The organism is Fusibacter bizertensis (assembly GCF_029914245.1).
In the GTDB taxonomy this organism is placed as follows: domain Bacteria; phylum Bacillota; class Clostridia; order Peptostreptococcales; family Acidaminobacteraceae; genus Fusibacter_C; species Fusibacter_C bizertensis.
Window position 1 is genome coordinate 158980 of sequence record NZ_JARYZI010000001.1, and the last position, 17310, is coordinate 176289.

Genomic DNA, 17310 nt, shown 5'->3' on the forward strand with positions numbered 1-17310 from the left:
ATAAAATATGAAAAGCTATATCAAAAGAACGGAAATTTAAAGCCCCCGCCTCTTTTCATCTTTTTCTCCATACCACCAAATTGCTTCATCATCTTCTTCGTTTGCTCAAATTGCTTTAGCAAACGATTTACTTCCGACACATGAACACCACAGCCAGTAGCGATTCTTTTCTTTCTGCTACCATTGATGATATCGGGCGTTTGTCTTTCTTTTGGCGTCATAGACTGTATAATCGCCTTTGTGCGCACCAAATCTTTATCATTAACTTCGACACCTTTCATTGCTTTGCTGTTCATCCCCGGAAGCATGCCCAACAAGTCTCCAATTGGTCCCATATTCTGAATTTGTTCAAGTTGATCTAAGAAATCTTCTAAATCAAAACTTTGATTCTTCATTTTCTTTTCAAGCTTCTTAGCTTTTTCCTCATCGAAATTTTCTTGTGCTTTTTCGATAAGAGAAAGTACATCACCCATACCAAGGATACGAGATGCCATACGATCAGGATAAAACTCTTCAATATCAGTTAGTTTTTCTCCTATACATGCATATTTAATCGGCTTGCCTGTTACAGCGCGAACAGATAGTGCCGCTCCACCACGCGTATCTCCATCAAGTTTAGTGAGAATTACACCACTAATTTCAAGTTGGCTATTAAAATGTTCTGCTACATTAACAGCATCTTGCCCTGTCATAGAATCCAGTACCAAAAGAATCTCGTTTGGTGTAACAGCATCTTTAATTTGTATCAATTCTTGCATCAAATTTTCATCAATGTGCAAACGTCCAGCTGTATCAATAATGACGACATCATTGTTGAAGTGTATCGCGTGCGCCAAACCCGCTTTTGCAATATCAACAGGGCTTTTTTCATTGCCTTGCTCAAATACTGGTACATCTACTTTTTCACCAACAACTTTCAATTGTTGAATAGCTGCCGGTCTATAAACGTCACAAGCGACCAAGAGTGGTCTTTTACCTTGCTTTTTTAATATGCTACCGAGTTTACCACAAGTCGTTGTTTTACCAGCACCTTGGAGACCAGCCATCAATATAACTGTAGGCGGTTTAGATCCAAAGTCTATTTTACTTTGTGTTTTACCCATCAAGTTGGTTAATTCTTCATTTACTAATTTAATAACCTGTTGACCAGGTGTCAAACTTTGTAAAACAGATTCGCCAATAGCTCTTTCAGTAAGTGTATTGATAAAGTCTTTAACGACCTTGAAATTTACATCAGCTTCTAAAAGTGCAAGCTTGACTTCTCTCATAGCGTCTTTGACATCTTTTTCGTTTAATTTTCCTTTACCCCGCAACTGGTTAAAGGCGCCTTGTAGTTTTTCAGCTAAGCTTTCAAATGCCACTTATTGCCCTCCTATATGAGCTTCGTTTATTCGATTTCTTTTTCGATGATTTTTCGTACATCTAAAATCAAACTTTCCGAATGCGTCGTTTCATATTCTTCAATCAGCTGAAGGATTTTTTCAAATGCTTTTTGTTTGTCACTAAATCGCTCATACAAACCCAACTGGTTTTCATAGTTCTCAAGTACTTTTTCAGTTCTTTTAATGGTATCATGAACCGCTTGTCGACTTATGTTGTTTAGTTCTGAGATTTCACCAAGAGAGTAATCAAGGTTACAAAATAAATCCATAATCTCATTTTGTTTATCTGTCAACATCTTACCATAGAACAAATATAAAGCGTCCAGTCGCATCTTTTTCTCAAACATAGCATCCTCACAAATTATAAATCATATCGTAGTGTCTGTCAAGCAAAAAACCTTTACAACTTTTTTAATTGAATAAAGCCTCAACAAAATCATGTGGATCAAAATTTTGAAGATCTTCAATCCCTTCACCCACACCTATAAGTTTTACTGGAATTCCAAGTTCTGAGTTAATTGCCATGACAACGCCTCCCTTAGCAGTTCCATCTAATTTTGTCAGAACAATTCCCGATACATTTGCAGCTTCATTAAACACTTTTGCTTGTTGAATCGCATTTTGACCTGTAGTCGCATCAAGCACTAGAAGCACTTCACGTTTTGTATTGGGATATTCTCTATCAATTACTCTAAAAACTTTTGAGAGTTCATTCATCAAATTAACTTTGTTATGAAGTCTTCCTGCAGTATCACAGATTAAGACATCTGTCTTCTTAGCTTTTGCTGATTGAATTGCATCAAAAATTACTGCCGCAGGATCAGAACCTTCCGACTGATGAACGACATTGACACCCACTCGCTCACCCCAGACCATCAATTGGTCTATCGCGGCTGCTCTAAAAGTATCTGCAGCAGCAATAAGCACTGATTTACCCTCAGACTTTATATGATGTGCGATTTTGCCGATTGAAGTTGTCTTTCCGACACCATTTACACCAATAACAATTACAATCGTCGGTTCATCTCCAACATTAAATGGAACACTGTTGTTCTCACGTAACATATCTTCAACTACATCTTTAAAAACATCTTTAACACCAGAAGCATCTTTGATCTTTCTTTGTTTAAGCGTTTCTCTAAGTCTTTCTATTAATTTATGCGTGGTTGGAATACCAACATCTGCAATTATTAATATTTCTTCTAATTCATCAAATAATTCATCATCAATTTCACCATAATTATTAAATAAATCATCAATTTTATCTGTTATGCCTTTTCTAGTTTTATCTAGTCCGTCTTTTAGTTTATTAAAAAATGAAAATGCCATAATGCCTCCTATAGTGTCTAAATGAATTTCCTTTATTACTTTTGATTGATTCTATTTTATATTTAATCTAGCTGAGCTGCAATATCTTCAAGTTTGACACTTAACACTTTGGAGATGCCATACTCCTCCATGGTCACACCATAAAGTGTATCTGCAACTTCCATTGTACCTTTACGGTGTGTGATGACAACAAACTGTGAATTCGCAGCATATTCTTTTATGAAATCAGCAAAACGATAGACATTGACATCATCCAGCGCGGCTTCAATCTCATCAAGTATACAAAATGGTGTTGGTTTAGTTGATAAAATTGCAAATAAAAGTGCTATTGCAGTTAATGCCTTTTCACCACCTGAAAGCAAGTTAATGCTTTGAAGTTTTTTTCCAGGTGGCTGTGCAATAATTTCAATATCACACTCTAAGATGTCATCATAATCAGTAAGAATAAGTTCAGCATCTCCACCATTAAAGAGAGATTTAAAAGTCCCTTTAAAATAATCATTGATAATCTCAAAATTCTCTTTGAACATGACAATCATTTTCTTTTCAAGGTCTACAATTATTTTTTCTAGCTGCCCAATAGCCTCAAGTAAATCTTTCTTTTGTTCCGTTAAGAAAGTAAATCGTGTAGAAACCTCTTCATATTCTTTAATCGCGTTAATATTTACAGTACCCAACAGCTTAAGTTCCGACCTCAACTGTTTCATCTCAGATTTTTGATAAGGTACTTCCTCGATTTGTAATGCTTCAGCAATACTCATTTCGTATTTTTCCCAAAGTTCTGATACAACTGTATCTTTTTCAACTTCAATTTTTGCTTTCTTAACTTCGAGTTTATGCAATTGATCTTTTGTGCTTTCGTGTTTAGTACTTAAATTAGTAAGTTCTTTAGTTATCTGATCCAACGCCTTATATTCGCCTTGTTTAACCACAGATCTCTCTTCGATATCCTTTTTACAAGCTTGTAAGTCTGTACTTATTTGAATCAATCTCTTTGACATTTCTGCAACTTGTTCGTCATATACTGCATTACGTTCATTAAAATCGACAATTTGTTTTTTTCTCATTTCAAGACGTTGTTCATGCGTCTCCATATCATCTTGGATCCTAAGTACCTCACGTTGTTTAAAAGCAATTGTTTGATCAAGTGAAGCAATCTTAATTTTCAGTGCATTACTATCCTCTGTAAGGCGTTTAACTTCTATTTCCAGTGCTTCAAGGCTGTCATTTGCATCGGTTAGAGCGTTTTCAACTGCACTCACTTCTTTTGTAAGAGATGCAATCAACAATTTATTAGATTCAATTGTTTCAAGCGATTCATCGTATTCTTGTAAAAGAGTAGTGTAATCGGCTTTATACTTTTCATATACATCTTTCGAAGCCCCAACAGCTTGATCGTGATTGTCTCTTACATGCTCTAACCTGATAATCTCAAGCCTTAACTTATCTTGATCTTCACGAATCATCTTCACACGCATCTCATGATCTAACACAGTCATATTTAGCTGTTCTATTTTCTCCGAAAGACTAGACTTTGATGCTGTTAGTTTATCTATGAGCTCTCCTAGTTCTGTGATACGTCGTTTCCGCCCTAATATATTTGAGACTTTTGATCTAAAAGAACCACCAGAGATCGCGCCTCCTGGTACAAGTATATCTCCTTGAAGTGTAATTACTTTATACTTTAGATTTTTGATGCGAATCAGACGACTTGCGGTATCAAAGTCCTCTACAATCAGAATTCTACCAAGTAAAAACTCAGAAAGATTTTCAAATTTTTTATCTACTTTAACAAGGTCTTTCGCTACACCTATAAATCCGGCTTCGTTCTTAGCTTTATTGATTAGCTCTGATTGTTGACCTTTTTCTTCTAAATTCTCAAGTGGCAAAAAAGTCACACGACCTAAATTGTTTTTTCTCAAATAATCAATTGATCTTTTAGCATCCGAAATTTTTTCACATACAATATTTTGTATCGCACGACCTAAAGCGACTTCAATAGCAACTTCATATTTCTTTGGCACTTCAATTATTGTTGCAACTATACCGATAATTCCCGATTGATCTTCGAGTCTCATCAAGATATCTTTAACGCCTTTATCGTAACCATCAAACTCTTCTTCTAAAGTTTTTAATAGCTTGTGTTCCGTTTCAGCTTGTGACAATTGATTATTTGTTATTTCAAATTCTTTAACTGACTCAAGCTGCGTTTTTTTATTGTACTCCATAAATTGAATAGCACTTGCAAGCTTTTCATTTAAATCGCTTTTTTGTTGATTTGAAGACTCTAGAATCTTAAGAACTGCTTCTTTATCAGTGGTTGATTGCTCTATAATCGTATTTTGTAGTGCCAGTTGTTCCTTTAAACCTAAGATTTTTTCATTTAAAGTGCCACTTAAACGCGTCAAAGTATCATTCTCTTGTTTCTTCAGTTCAATCTGATTTAACTGATCAATAACACCGCGTTTGTGCTGATCATTGGCAAATTTGGTATCTATCAAAGACTGTTCAGCACCACTTAGTTTATCAAGCAAAGCACTAAGTTTTTCAGTATTTATTTTATGTTCTTCATCTAACGCTTCTTTTTCATCTGATAGTAGTTCCAACCCTCGAGTCGTATTTTTCTTACTATCTTCAAGCTCACCCAATTCTTCTTCAAGTCTTTTGATATTTAAAGTTGTATTGGCGATTTTTTCTTGAACAAGCTCCTTGTCACCATGAGTTTTACTTTCGTAGTTCTGAAGTTCATGAAACTGTGCTTCAAGCGCCCTTATTTCTTTATTGATGTCATACATTTGACGATCTTTGTCATTGTAAACTGCTTTAAGATCGACCTGACTATCATCAATTGCTTTAAGAAGATCTTCTAAAGAGCGCATCTGTTCTAAATATTCTAACAGAGATTGTTCACATTCCAAATAACGCTTAGCATAATAATTAAGTTCAATATTTTTAAGCGCTTCCGTTAAGTCTATATATTGTTTTGCTCTTTCACTTTCAAGTTTAAGTGGTTCTACGCGATCTTCGATCTCAGATAGAATATCTTGAATACGAAGTAAATTTTCGTTAGTTGCTTTTAACTTCTTTTGAGACTCTTGTTTTCTCGACTTATACTTGATAATGCCTGCTGCTTCTTCAAATAACAATCGACGTTCATCTTTATTGTTACTTAAAATCTCATCAATCCTGCCTTGTCCAATAATCGAATAGCCTTCACGTCCAATTCCTGTATCCATAAAAAGCTCTCTAACATCTTTTAGACGACAAGGTAATTGGTTGATGAAATATTCACTTTCACCAGATCTATGAACGCGCCTGACAACAGTAATTTCTTCATAATCTAGCGGGAAAAACTGACTGGTATTATCAAAAGTTAATTTAACTTCTGCAAGTCCTAGTGATTTACGATGTTTAGTTCCATTAAAGATAACATCTTCCATTTTGTTTCCGCGTAGTGTCTTAACACGTTGCTCCCCTAAGACCCACCTTACCGCATCAGTAATATTGCTTTTTCCACTTCCGTTAGGTCCCACAACACATGTTACGCCCTCTCGAAATTCTACTACTGTTTTATCAGCAAAGGATTTAAACCCTCTCATCTCTACTCGTTTTAAATACACAGATGCACCTCTATCAATTCATTATTGTTATTTTGGTTATATGATCATCTATAGCAATCCATACTGTATTGTAATCAACTTCCAAATTACTTTTAATTACCATTTGTTTATGACCAATCGATAACATATCAAAAAAAGATTTTAAATTTATTTTATTTTGACCAATCATCATGGATAGTTGGGACGGATGTGTCCATATGCTAATACACTTAAAATTGTTGACCTTCTGAATATTATTTTTAAGCCAAGCCTCAACTTTGTTTTTAAAAACTTTACTTAAAACCAATTCTCCAAAAGCAGGATGAAATGGACCTGCTATAACTGCGCTATCAAAATCTATTAAATCAGTTCTTTGAAGGCCCATGCGAATAACTGGAATATGATGATGATTTAATTCATTTAGAGCCCAAGCACACCACAGCATTGCATCATCAACCGTTAGTGGCTTGTACATTCCATTTAAATAGATCGCTTCAAGCTCAGTGTCTTTAATCACCAAAGCTGGATACAACCTTACACAGCTTGGTTCCAGTCGAACAGTCTCAGCAACAGAGCTTCGAAATTTTTCAAAATTATCACCTGGTAACCCCAACATCAACTGAATTCCCACTTCAATTCCAGCAATTTTTAGTCTAGTTACTGCCTCAGCAACTACAGAACTTGAGTGTCCACGCTTTGAAACGATTAAAACTTGATCATCAAAAGATTGACACCCCAGTTCAACTAAGTCCACTTTGTACTTAATCAGGGTTTTGATCACCTTTTCATCTACATAATCAGGGCGAGTGGACAATCGAATTTTATCAACCAAACCACGCTGTTTTAAATCAGAAGCCACGCTCAGGTATGCATCTTGCCTCACCTTTTCTATACCAGTGAAACTACCACCAAAAAAAGCGAGCTCGATTTGATCTCGCTTCATGGTTTCTAAATAACTTTGCACAAAAGCTTCAAGTTCATTGGGTGAAATGGCATCGTCTACACCGTTTATTTTACGTTGGTTACAAAACACACAATCATTAGGACATCCCATATGTGAAACAAAAACTGGGATAATTCCAACACTATTTTTCATTAGTAACAAGCCTCTTTAATCCTTCTTTTGCTGCTTCCTGTTCAGATTCTTTTTTACTATGACCAGAACCGATACCTATCGTCTCATCGTTAAGTTTAACTTCAGTAAAGAAAATTTTCGAATGATCTGGGCCCTCTTCTCTTACAATTTCATATTTTATACGATTGCCTTTTTGAACCTGTATGACTTCCTGTAACCTTGTCTTATAATCTACAAAGAGCTTTCCTTGTACAGCATCCTCTATAATTGGTTTTAATTGACTTAGAACAAATTTCCTTGCACATTCCATACCACCATCTAGAAAAATAGCTGCAATTAAAGCTTCAAACGCATCTGATAAAATAGACGTTCTTTCTCTACCACCTGTAAGTTCTTCTCCTCTACCAAAGAGCATAAACTCACCTATGCGTAAAGCTCTAGAAGCTTCGCCTAAAGATGCCTCGCAGACAATCTTTGCTCTGATTTTAGTAAGTTGACCTTCTTCGAGTTGCGCGTAGTGACTAAATAAAAATTCACTGATAGTTAGTCCCAAAACGGAATCACCTAAGAATTCTAATCGTTCGTTATTTTTTAATTTTGCTTTTTTGTTCTCATTTGAATATGAGCTATGTGTTAAAGCTCTAATCAAATAATGTGAATCCTGAAACTTGTAGCCAATAAGGCTCTCCAATTCAACAAATCTTGCTTCCATAATTTTTCCTTTCTTCATCTAGAAAGGGCACTTAAATATATTATTACTCTTTGGAGTCAATCATTGCGTCATAATATATTTAAACGACCTTTAAATGGGCACACTATTCATTTTATAATTTTACTTAGAAAAAGACAATGCTTTAATTAAAAAAAGCCCTTGTCAGACAAGAACAAGGGCTTAGGTCCTAATTTATTTCTGGTTTTACTTTTTTACTTTCGGTTACAGATTACTTTTAGAATTTTCTTTAGTTTATACTTCTGATTCTTGTTCCTCTTTCATCTCTGGCTTTGGAAATGAAGCAACTTTTTTCTTGATTTCTTCAACCAAATGACTATCTAGACCAATTTGTGCATATTTAATTGCATTCATAAAAGCTTTGGCATTGGAAGAACCGTGTGCCTTAACAACAAGTCCATTGAGACCTAGAAGTGGCGCTCCACCGTATTCTGTGTAATCAAGCATCTTCTTGAAGTCGCTCAAATTGTTTTTAAGGATCATACCACCTATTTTTCCAATCATATTTTTCATAATTTGCGTTTTTAGTCCCGCTACAAGCTGTAGTGCAACACCTTCAGTTAACTTAAGTATGATGTTACCCGTAAAGCCATCTGCGACAATTACATCTACGTTGCCACTAGGAACGTCTCTTCCTTCGACATTCCCAACAAAGTTTAGATCCGTCTCTTTTAACAGTTGATGTGTTTCAATATAAAGTGGGGTGCCTTTGGTTTCTTCAGCACCAATATTTACAAGTGCAACTTTAGGCTGCTTGATCCCAATTACCTTTTCTGCATACATACTTCCCATATATGCAAATTCAATAAGATTTCTTGATTTACATTCTGCGTTTGCACCTGCATCGACTAAAACAGATGCACCAACCATTGTTGGATATATTGTACACAGTGCAGGTCTACTTATACCCTTGATTCGTCCAACTTTTAGCAGTCCACCCGCTAGAAGTGCTCCTGTATTTCCAGCAGATACAAAAGCATCGATTTCACCTTTTCTAAGTGCTTTTAGACCTACAACCATAGATGAATCATCTTTTGATTTAATAGCCTTAACAGGTTTATCATCGTTTTCTATAACTTCAGTAGTATGTACAACTTCTATTCTTGATTGTTCGTACTTATACTTGTTCAGTTCATTTTTAATTTTAACCTCATCGCCATAGATGACTATGTTACTAGCAACAAGAGATAGTGCGTCTACAGCACCTTTTACTGTTTCTATCGGGCCATGATCGCCACCCATTCCGTCAAAACCAATTTTCATTTTGCACCTCATCTAATTCTCTTTATTTACAACACTTGTTTTTATTTATTTTAATGATAAAGAAAAAAAGTAAAAAAGGCAATAGCCTAATTGACTATTGCCTTTGCAAGAAGCTCATGCCTCTAATTATTTTGCGTCTCTGCTGTGGTAATATCCACACTCAGCACATTCTCTGTGTGATACATTTGCCGCTTTACATTTTGGACATTCGATAATGTTTGGAGCTACCATTTTGATATTTGATGCTCTTCTCTTATCTCTTCTCGCTTTACCTATCTTACGCTTAGGTACTGCCATATCTTAACACCTCCTTAATCTAAGTGAATAAATTCTTAAGTGCCTCAAGTCTCGGGTCAATTTTCGTTTCATCACACTCACACATACCCTTGTTAAGATCTTTTCCACATTGAGGACAAAGTCCTGCGCAATCTTCATTACAAAGTATTTGTAGTGGCAAATTTAATGTTATATCTTCCTCAAGTACAGGCATAAGCTCTAGAACACCGTCCTTAACCTCAACAAAGTCTTCACTTTCTTCAGTTTCTAAGGGCGTCACCAATATGCGTTCAACTGTACTTTGGAGGTTAACGTTAACGTCTTTTAAGCATCTGTGGCATTCGAAAACCAAATCTCCAGAATAAGAGAGGGTTAATTCATAGCGCTTACCCATCTTTTTGATAGTACCCAAAACATGGATTGCTGATGCGTTCACACACTCAATTGACTCTAAAAAAGACTTGTCAAGATCAAGACTCGACTCAAAATCCGCTTGATTTTGAAGTCCTTTTATAACCTTTGAAAAATCAAGGATCATTTTTTCACCTCTTCAATGCAACATTAATATTATAATTACTGCAAAGAGGTTTGTCAAGTAAAACTACTTAACTAATTCTAAAGTATCTCTAGCAATAGTTAATTCCTCATTTGTAGGAACAACCATGATTTTTACTTTAGAATCATCTGTATTAACAAAAGCTTCTTTGCCTCTAACCTTATTTTTTACCGGATCTAATACAGCTCCCATAAACTCAAGGTTTTTACAAATTTCCTCTCTGCTTTCTACGCCATTTTCGCCTAATCCAGCAGTAAATACGATTGCGTCTACACCACCGAGAACAGCAGCGTATGCAGCAATATATTTTCTCACGTTGCTGTGGTATATGTCAAGTGCTAAAATTGCTCTTTCATTACCAGCTGCAGCCGCATCTTCTACATCTCTAAAGTCACTGCTAACGCCAGAAATTCCAAGCACACCTGATTTTTTGTTCATAATATCATTCATTTGCTCAAGTGTTATGTTTTCTTTACCCATAACATAAGTTACAATTTGTGGATCGATATCGCCACAACGTGTTCCCATTACTAAACCTTCAAGTGGTGTGAATCCCATTGAAGTATCTACAGATTTTCCACCGTCAATTGCTGCAAGTGAAGCGCCATTACCAAGGTGACATGTGATAATCTTAGTTTCACTAAGTGGCTTTCCTAAAAGTTCTGCAGTTCTTTGAGATACATATCTATGACTTGTTCCGTGGAAACCATATCTTCTCACATGATCTTTTTCATAGTATTCATAAGGAAGTGCATATACATATGCACTTGCAGGCATAGTTTGGTGGAATGCAGTATCAAATACAGCTACATTTTTAACACCAGGTAATAATTCTTCAATTGCACTGATACCAATGATGTTAGGTGGATTATGAAGTGGTGCAAGTTCAATACACTCTTCGAGTGCAGCCATAACTGACTTGTCCACAATAACTGACGCACTGTATTTTTCACCAGCATGTACAACACGATGTCCTACGGCATTAATTTCTTGAAGTGAAGCAATCGCGCCATGCTCTGGATGAACAATTGCATCAAGAACTTGTGCAAGTGCATCCTTATGATCTTTCATTGCTACTTCAATCGTTTTTTTATCTTTTCCCTCTACTTCATGTTTAAGCCTAGAGCCTTCAATTCCTATTCTCTCTACAAGACCCTTTGCTAAAACACTCTCATCTTCCATGTTAAACAATTGGTATTTGAGTGATGAGCTCCCACAATTGATAACTAAAACATTCATTAAATGCCCTCCTTGATATATATATCTTAAGATATAGTAATTAGTAGTGATTTCGGTCATACATTTATATTATAATGTAATTGAGTGAATTTTCAATACTAACGGAGGATATTGATGAAAATTATTGGCATCGTATCAGAATATAACCCTTTTCACAACGGACACGCCTATCAAGTACAAAAATCAATACAAGAATTAGATGCCGATGGCGTAATCGCTATCATGAGTGGTAATTTTGTTCAGCGTGGGCACCCTGCTTTTATGGACAAATGGACACGGGCTAAAATGGCCGTCGTATCTGGTGTTAACTTAGTCATAGAATTGCCAACTTATTTCGCAACATCTAGTGCAGAAGCCTTTGCATATGGCGCAGTAGCACTTTTAGAATCAACTGGAGTTGTTACACATCTCTCTTTCGGCTCTGAAACTGATCACTTAAATGTATTAAAAGAAATTGCTTACGCGCTAGTTTTTCCAAATAAAGTATATCAAGATTCATTTTCACTAGCTTTAGAAAAAGGAATTTCCTTCCCCGCTGCTAGATCGCAAGCGCTTCAAATAGCATACCCTGATCTCATGGCAAATATTGACCTCAACCAATCCAACACAATCCTAGTGATAGAGTATCTCAAAGCACTTATTCAGCTTGAAAGCAACATTGAGCCTTTTCTCGTTAAACGCATAGGCAAAAGCTATCATGATACTTCCACAAATGATAAATATGTAAGTGCTACAGGTATTAGAGAAGCACTTTATCACCATCAAGATATCACGTCACATTTACCAAAAGAGGCTTACGACATCCTTTCAAAATCAATCTACTCCCCAGTTTTTATGAAAGATTTTGAAACGATGCTACTATACAGACTTCGATTAATGACCAAACAAGAACTTGCCTTAGTTAGAGATGTCAATGAGGGACTAGAAAACAAAATTGTTGATGGCGCTGTTAGATGTAGTTCCTATGAAGACTTAACCAATCATTTAAAATCAAAACGCTATACCATGACACGCATCAATAGAGTCCTAACAAATGCTTTACTTAATATAAATCAAGATAAGTTAGATCTAAGACAGTATGGTTATATAAGAGTGCTTGCATTTGATGAAGTCGGTCAAAAAATTCTTCGTCAAATGAAAAAAAATGGGTATTATCCTATTATCACAAATATCAATAAACATCAGGACTATCTAAAAGACAATCCATTGATGCAACTTGATATACGTGCTTCTAATCTCTATCAGCTTTCACAAAGAGATATTGCGCTTAGAATAGGCGGTAGGGATTATTTAGAAAAACCATATATGCATCAGAAAATAGGGAGGAACGAATGAAAAAAGTATTAGGCAATGGCTACGTAAGATTAGTTGATGTGATGGGCAGTGATTTATCTGTAGTCAATTCTGCACGTGTTAGTTATAACAAAGCCACCAACGAACTTAGACCAGAAGATGAGAAACTCATCAACTTTTTAGCACGTAACGACCATACCAGCCCCTTTAGGCATGCAACACTTCAATTTGAGGTCTATGCACCACTAATGTGCGCTCGGCAATGGTGGAAATACTTGATTGGTTCATCGCATCAAGACCCCTTCACAGCTTGGAACGAATCAAGTAGACGCTATGTAACAGAAGAGATTGAGTTTTATTTACCCGCAAGTGATGCTTGGAGAAGCAAACCTGAAAATTCAAAGCAAGGTAGCGGACCTTGTCTAGACGAAAAAATAGGAGGCGAAGCACTTAATCGTTTGCTGAAACAGATAGATTATGGCATGGAAAATTATAACTGGGCTATAGAAAACGGTGTTGCTACTGAACAAGCTAGATTATTTATACCAAGCGCCTACGGCCTAATGGTGAGATGGTACTGGACAGCTTCTCTACAAGGTGTAGCGCACTTTTTAGCACAAAGAACCGATGGACATGCACAGTCCGAAATTAGAGAATATGCAAACGCAGTTAAAGAGTTAGCGACAGAACGATTTCCAGTCTCCATCGCAGCACTCCTTCAAAATTTATAATAAAATTTACCAAGTTATGTAAAAAACAAAAGCGTCAAGCACAAGATTAATTTATGTGTTTGACGCTTTTAAATATTTGATTTTCAAATTATTTATTTGAACTCATCTAATTCATCGATATTTTCTTTGATTGTGTATAGGATCTTCGAGATGTTGAGTTCCACTCGCTTCATTACTTCTTCAGCATATTCATAAGAACCGCTTCTTATACCTTCAGCTCTATTTTCAGCTTCATGTATAAGTTCTTGTGCTTTAGCGCGTGCATGCCTCATAATTTCATGCTCATTAATTAATTCTTTCGCACGATTAGTAGCATCGATAAGAATCTCTGTTTCTTGAGCCTTTGCAGTCTCAATAATTCTTAACTCCTCATGTCTAGCGTTGTTCACTAATTCATCTGCAAGACTAGTAGCCTCCTCGATAATTTGAACCTTTTGAGACTTAATAAATCTTACCTGTTGGTATTCATCAGGCAACAACATATTGATATCTTTGATAATACTTAATAGTTCTTGACGATCTACTAAAATCTTTCCAGTTAATGGAACAGTTGGAGAAGCCTCAAGTTTATCCTCAAATTCTTCAAGGAGTTCAAGAACTCTTAACTCTAATTCTTGTTTATTATTACCGCTCATTGCTACCTCCTACTTTTTGCTCAATAGCATCTCGTACTTCTGGTGTAACAAAGTTAGTGATATCACCACCGAAACTTGCAACTTCTTTAACGATACTAGAGCTAAGATACATATAATCTGTTCTTGTCATTATAAATGTTGTTTCTATCTCTCTACATAACTTTTGGTTAACACTTGCCATTTGAAATTCCGCTTCAAAGTCTGAAATAGCTCTTAAACCTTTAACTAAAATTCTCAAATTGTTCTGTTTTAAATAATCTATAAGTAACCCTTCATGTTGATCCACTTCCACATTTTCGATATGTTCAGTTGCTGTTTTAAGAAGTGCAACTCTTTCGTCCACATCAAACATAGGTTTTTTACTTTTGTTATACATCACTGTAACAATCACTTTATCAAAAATTTTACTTGAACGTTCAATAATATCTAAATGTCCTAACGTTACCGGATCAAAACTTCCAGGATATACAGCTGTCTTCATGTACGCCTCCTAAACACTGTCACACCAATTTTACCATATTTTTTAGTTTTTAACGACTCGAAATATTCAGAAGTCGTAATTATTTCCAAATCTCCAATAGCATGCTCAATGACTAGCAACCCATTTTCTGCAAGGACGTCAAACTTCTCAACCGCTTCTAAACACTTTACAATATGACCTGATAAGTAAGGCGGATCCATCACGATTAAATCAATTTTTGTATCATTTAAGTTTCCTAGCACATCATATACATCTCGATTGAGTATCGTAGCTCCCTCTTCAAGTTTTGTCTTTAAAATATTACGCTCAATAATTTCTTTTGATCTAGGATTTTTCTCAACAAAAATAACACTTTCAGCACCTCGGCTTAAGAGTTCAATTCCCAGCGCACCAGAACCAGAAAACAAATCTAAACAATTTGCGCCATAAATTCGGGTTTGAATCATACTAAATATCGCTTCTTTAACACGATCAGTTGTTGGTCTTGTATCAAGCCCTTCAAGGGTTTCAAGAGTGACTCCTCTTGCACTTCCTGAAATTACACGCATCTCTTCACTTCCCATCTATTTTTTATAAAGTAAACCATTTCTCTAGATTATGACTCTGACGATTAATCAATCCTACATAATCTTGATTATCCATATTGTATTCATCTAAAATAAAACGGATATGTTTTTGAACTTCCACAATCACATCCTTATGCTTCGTAAGATCAGCTAATTTAAGTTCAGGAATACCGTGTTGCCTCAATCCAAAAACCTCACCTGGTCCCCTAATTTCAAGATCTTTTTCAGCAACAACAAAACCATCACCAGAATTAACAAGCGTTTCTACCCTGAGTTTAGCAGTTGCAGATAATTTCTCACTCACTAAAAAACAATATGACTGTTCAGCACCTCTTCCAACTCGCCCCCTAAGTTGATGTAATTGCGACAAACCAAACCTCTCAGTATTCATAATCACCATAATCGTAGCATTGGCAACATGTATACCTACTTCGATCACAGTCGTCGATACAAGCAAATCAACCTCACCGGATTTAAACGCATGCATCAGCAGTTCTTTTTCCTGCGCCTTCATTTTACCATGAATAAGCCCAACCTTAAACGACTCAAATCTCTTCTGCATCTCTTTATAAATTTCTTCTGCAGAATTTAAGTCTAATGTTTCAGAGGACTCTATCAAAGGACATACGATATACCCCTGTCTGCCCTCCTCTAGTTTACTCCGTATAAAAGTATACATTTCTTCTTTTTTGGATTTATTGATAAAATGTGTTTTAATGGGCTTTCTACCCTGTGGCATCTGAGCAATCACAGAAACATCCATATCTCCGTATATAATCAGAGACAATGTTCGCGGAATTGGTGTAGCAGACATTATAAGTGCATGTGGTCTATCAGATTTTTGCAGTGCAAGTAAGCGTTGTCTTATTCCAAAGCGATGTTGCTCGTCAGTAATAACAACACCAAGTTCTTTAAAAATCACATCCTCTTGCAAAACAGCGTGTGTCCCAATAATCACCTTGATTTCACCATTTTTAATAGCCTCTTTTAGTTTTTTCTTTTGAGAAGCTATTACATTTGAAGTTAAAAGACAAACACTAATTTCTGGATAAAACATTTTAAAAGTCTCGTAATGTTGCTCAGCTAACAGTGTCGTAGGCGCAACTAAAGTACCTTGTTTGCCATTTGTCACTGCTGCAAGCAATGTCAAAAAAGCAATGACTGTCTTACCCGAACCAACATCGCCTTGCACCAGTCTGTTCATACTATAACCGCTTTTCATATCATCATAAATCTGAGTCATAACTTGTTTTTGCGCTTCTGTAAGCTCAAAAGGTAAGGCGTTTTGATATTCATCTAATTGCTTTGTGATTATATAAGGTTTTAAAGTCGGTTTATGATAATTGCGTTTTAACAAAATTAGTCTTAGCTGAAGTAAAAACAATTCTTCATATATCAATCGATTTCTTGCCGCCTTGTAATTTTCTTTTGATGTTGGAAAATGAATTTCACGAAGCGCAAATGATAATGGTGCAAGTCCGGCCATTTTTATCAAAGACTCCGGTAATGTTTCTTCTAAATTCGCAAGACAGTAACTTAACACTTGTCTATGTATCGCTACAAGTTCAGATTGATGAATACCAAGTGTTGCGTTGTATATAGGTAATATCGATAGAAAAGACTTTTCATTTGCCTCAGCATATTCTGGTTGCTTAATCTTAAATGTAGGTCCGTTTTTTTCAATTTTTCCATGAAAAAAATAGAGCTGATTTTCAGTGAAGTGCCCCATAATATACGTTGCTGAAAAAAAGATGATTTCTCCAGTAAAATAACCATCTGTAACATCTAAGATTAGCATCTCTTTTTTTATTTTAGGCAAAAACTTCGTACGTTTACGCACAATCTTTGCTTGAATAACACCAATTTCTTCATGTCCTATTTCAGACACATGCCTAACTTTTCTTCTATCCACATATCGAAAAGGATAGTCATAAAGAACATCTTGGTATGTTTCCAAGCCAATTTTTTTTAGTTTTTGCGCTTTTTTCTCACCTACACCCTTTAAAAGAGTCAATGGTTGTTGAAACACACATACACCTCATTAAATAATGATCATACTCAGTTTGATTATAGATTCTCAACTGTAACGACCTGAAAAAAAAGGCAAGGCTAAGCAAATAAGCTTATTTGCAAGTCTTGCCTTCATTCATACTCA

The 17310-nt window shown here is 35.7% G+C and carries 16 protein-coding genes; 2 read left to right on the forward strand and 14 right to left on the reverse strand.

Features of this window, described 5'->3' with window-relative positions; all coding sequences use genetic code 11:
* Positions 1-20: 20 nt before the first annotated feature.
* The 10 genes from ffh to QE109_RS00815 form a co-directional block, all read right to left on the reverse strand.
* Positions 21-1361: a signal recognition particle protein gene (gene ffh, locus QE109_RS00770; protein ID WP_281092451.1), complete on the reverse strand. Its 1341-nt coding sequence runs from the start codon at positions 1359-1361 to the stop codon at positions 21-23.
* A 26-nt stretch (positions 1362-1387) separates the two neighbouring features.
* Complete coding sequence (gene ylxM, locus QE109_RS00775) at positions 1388-1729, reverse strand: YlxM family DNA-binding protein (RefSeq protein WP_281092452.1); 342 nt, start codon at positions 1727-1729, stop codon at positions 1388-1390.
* Between the two features lie 64 nt (positions 1730-1793).
* Positions 1794-2711 carry a signal recognition particle-docking protein FtsY gene (gene ftsY, locus QE109_RS00780; RefSeq protein ID WP_281092453.1) on the reverse strand — a complete coding sequence of 306 codons (918 nt, stop codon included), beginning with the start codon at positions 2709-2711 and terminating at the stop codon, positions 1794-1796.
* Positions 2712-2773: 62 nt separating this feature from the next.
* Positions 2774-6310, reverse strand: a complete 3537-nt coding sequence (smc, locus tag QE109_RS00785; RefSeq protein ID WP_425365100.1) for a chromosome segregation protein SMC — start codon at positions 6308-6310, stop codon at positions 2774-2776.
* A gap of 34 nt (positions 6311-6344) precedes the next feature.
* Positions 6345-7406 (reverse strand): elongator complex protein 3, encoded by a 1062-nt coding sequence (locus QE109_RS00790; RefSeq protein WP_281092455.1) that lies wholly within the window; start codon positions 7404-7406, stop codon positions 6345-6347.
* Positions 7396-8100 carry a ribonuclease III gene (rnc, locus tag QE109_RS00795; RefSeq protein ID WP_425365104.1) on the reverse strand — a complete coding sequence of 235 codons (705 nt, stop codon included), beginning with the start codon at positions 8098-8100 and terminating at the stop codon, positions 7396-7398. The genes QE109_RS00790 and rnc overlap by 11 nt, the downstream gene beginning before the upstream one ends.
* A 249-nt stretch (positions 8101-8349) precedes the next feature.
* Positions 8350-9378 (reverse strand): phosphate acyltransferase PlsX, encoded by a 1029-nt coding sequence (gene plsX, locus QE109_RS00800; RefSeq protein ID WP_281092457.1) that lies wholly within the window; start codon positions 9376-9378, stop codon positions 8350-8352.
* 126 nt (positions 9379-9504) lie between these two features.
* Positions 9505-9675: a 50S ribosomal protein L32 gene (rpmF, locus tag QE109_RS00805; RefSeq protein WP_281092458.1), complete on the reverse strand. Its 171-nt coding sequence runs from the start codon at positions 9673-9675 to the stop codon at positions 9505-9507.
* 19 nt (positions 9676-9694) lie between these two features.
* The gene (locus QE109_RS00810; RefSeq protein ID WP_281092459.1) at positions 9695-10192 is read right to left on the reverse strand and encodes a YceD family protein; all 498 of its coding nucleotides are present in this window, start codon (positions 10190-10192) and stop codon (positions 9695-9697) included.
* A gap of 63 nt (positions 10193-10255) precedes the next feature.
* On the reverse strand, positions 10256-11449 hold the full coding sequence (locus QE109_RS00815; RefSeq protein WP_281092460.1) for an acetate/propionate family kinase: 1194 nt from the start codon (positions 11447-11449) through the stop codon (positions 10256-10258).
* A 114-nt stretch (positions 11450-11563) separates the two neighbouring features.
* Between QE109_RS00815 and QE109_RS00820 the strand changes: the two genes are divergently transcribed.
* Both QE109_RS00820 and thyX read left to right on the forward strand, forming a co-directional pair.
* The gene (locus QE109_RS00820) at positions 11564-12784 is read left to right on the forward strand and encodes a nucleotidyltransferase (RefSeq protein ID WP_281092461.1); all 1221 of its coding nucleotides are present in this window, start codon (positions 11564-11566) and stop codon (positions 12782-12784) included.
* On the forward strand, positions 12781-13473 hold the full coding sequence (gene thyX / locus QE109_RS00825) for an FAD-dependent thymidylate synthase (RefSeq protein WP_281092462.1): 693 nt from the start codon (positions 12781-12783) through the stop codon (positions 13471-13473). Before QE109_RS00820 ends, thyX begins: the two co-directional genes overlap by 4 nt.
* 92 nt (positions 13474-13565) lie before the next feature.
* Here thyX and QE109_RS00830 read toward each other — a convergent pair whose 3' ends face one another.
* From QE109_RS00830 to recG, 4 genes are read right to left on the reverse strand one after another with little or no spacing between them, the layout of a single operon-like run.
* Positions 13566-14108 carry a hypothetical protein gene (locus QE109_RS00830; protein ID WP_281092463.1) on the reverse strand — a complete coding sequence of 181 codons (543 nt, stop codon included), beginning with the start codon at positions 14106-14108 and terminating at the stop codon, positions 13566-13568.
* Positions 14098-14589, reverse strand: a complete 492-nt coding sequence (gene coaD, locus QE109_RS00835) for a pantetheine-phosphate adenylyltransferase (protein WP_281092464.1) — start codon at positions 14587-14589, stop codon at positions 14098-14100. The genes QE109_RS00830 and coaD overlap by 11 nt, the downstream gene beginning before the upstream one ends.
* Positions 14586-15137: a 16S rRNA (guanine(966)-N(2))-methyltransferase RsmD gene (gene rsmD, locus QE109_RS00840; RefSeq protein WP_281092465.1), complete on the reverse strand. Its 552-nt coding sequence runs from the start codon at positions 15135-15137 to the stop codon at positions 14586-14588. The genes coaD and rsmD overlap by 4 nt, the downstream gene beginning before the upstream one ends.
* Positions 15138-15159: 22 nt before the next feature.
* Positions 15160-17184, reverse strand: coding sequence for an ATP-dependent DNA helicase RecG (gene recG, locus QE109_RS00845; RefSeq protein ID WP_281092466.1), 2025 nt, complete (start codon positions 17182-17184; stop codon positions 15160-15162).
* Positions 17185-17310: the final 126 nt, after the last annotated feature.